The organism is Vibrio sp. Vb1755, from assembly GCF_033338635.1.
GTDB classification, from domain to species: domain Bacteria; phylum Pseudomonadota; class Gammaproteobacteria; order Enterobacterales; family Vibrionaceae; genus Vibrio; species Vibrio alginolyticus.
Genome location: NZ_JAWOTA010000140.1, coordinates 1 through 1,443 on the forward strand (window position 1 = coordinate 1; position 1,443 = coordinate 1,443).

Sequence of the window (1,443 nt, forward strand, 5' to 3'; positions counted from 1 at the left end):
TGCTGAAAGAGTTGGGCGAGGGGATCCACGAGTTTAGTGGTGAAGCGTTGTTGCCATTCCTATTGGTTTTGCACCTTGGTGCCAGCTTTATACATCACTTTATTAAGCAGGACGGAACGTTGCTGAGAATGTTGGGCAAAGCTTGATAAGACAAAACAAGAATGTGCTTCGAAAGTTTCTGAGCAACAAAATGGCAGGTAGGTGATACCTGCCATTTTTATATAAGCGAAAGGATGCCTAATTGTTAGATTAGGCTTCGCTTTGGATGACATCAAAATCGGTCGGCGTTCATCACTTTGGTCCACGCGGCGACAAAGTCTTCAACGAATTTTCCTGCGTTGTCATCTTGTGCATACAGTTCGGCATAGGCTCTGAGTATTGAGTTTGAGCCGAAGACAAGATCGACGCGGGTCGCTGTCCATTTTACATCTTTGGAGCGACGGCTACGGATTTCGTAAAGGTTTTCGCCAACGGGTTCCCACGTGTACTTCATGTCGGTTAGGTTAATGAAAAAATCGTTGGTAAGTTGGCCGACTCGGTCTGTGAACACACCGTGTTTGCTACCGCCATGATTTGTGCCAAGAACGCGCATCCCTCCGACGAGCACCGTCATTTCAGCGGCAGTTAACCCCATCAACTGGGTGCGATCCAACAGCATTTCTTCCGGTGTTACAACGTAGTTTTGTTTGAGCCAGTTTCGATATCCATCGTGCAACGGTTCTAACACCTCGAAAGACTCAACATCCGTCATATCCTGTGTTGCGTCGCCACGTCCTGGAAGGAACGGCACAGTGACGTTAACACCCGCCGCGCTGGCGGCTTGCTCAATACCGACGTTACCTGCTAATACGATCACATCAGCGACGCTGGCTCCCGTATTTTTCGCGATGCTTTCCAACACCGGTAATACTCGGGCTAGCCTCTCTGGCTCGTTACCTTGCCAGTCTTTTTGTGGTGCTAAGCGAATACGAGCGCCGTTTGCACCACCACGTTTGTCAGACTGACGGAACGTGCGTGCACTGTCCCAAGCGGTTGTGACCATGTCACTGACCGATAACCCACTGGCTGCGATTTTGGCTTTTACCGCGTCTACATCGTAGTTTGCATTGCCGTGAGGAACCGGATCTTGCCAGATGAGGTCTTCTTGCGGGACATCAGGGCCGATGTAGCGAGCCTTAGGCCCCATGTCTCTGTGCGTTAATTTAAACCAAGCCCGAGCAAAGGTGTCGGCGAAATAGGCCGGGTCGCTATGGAAGCGTTCTGAGATTTTGCGATACTCCGGATCCATCTTCATCGCCATATCGGCGTCTGTCATGATTGGGTTATGCCGAACGTTAGGGTTTTCAGGATCGACCGGTTTGTCTTCCTCTTTAATGTCGATAGGTTCCCATTGCCATGCGCCGGCTGGGCTTTTTTTCAGTTCCCAGTCGTAATTTAACAGCA

The 1,443-nt window shown here is 50.1% G+C and carries 2 protein-coding genes; one reads left to right on the plus strand and one right to left on the minus strand.

Annotated elements, in window-relative coordinates:
* Positions 1 to 11: 11 nt before the first annotated feature.
* Positions 12 to 146, plus strand: a complete 135-nt coding sequence (locus tag R7E00_RS23335; protein ID WP_318124616.1) for a cytochrome b/b6 domain-containing protein — start codon at positions 12 to 14, stop codon at positions 144 to 146.
* Positions 147 to 271: 125 nt separating this feature from the next.
* Here R7E00_RS23335 and R7E00_RS23340 read toward each other — a convergent pair.
* Positions 272 to 1,443: peroxidase family protein (locus tag R7E00_RS23340; RefSeq protein WP_318124614.1), on the minus strand; the 1,172-nt coding region annotated here is incomplete at its 5' end.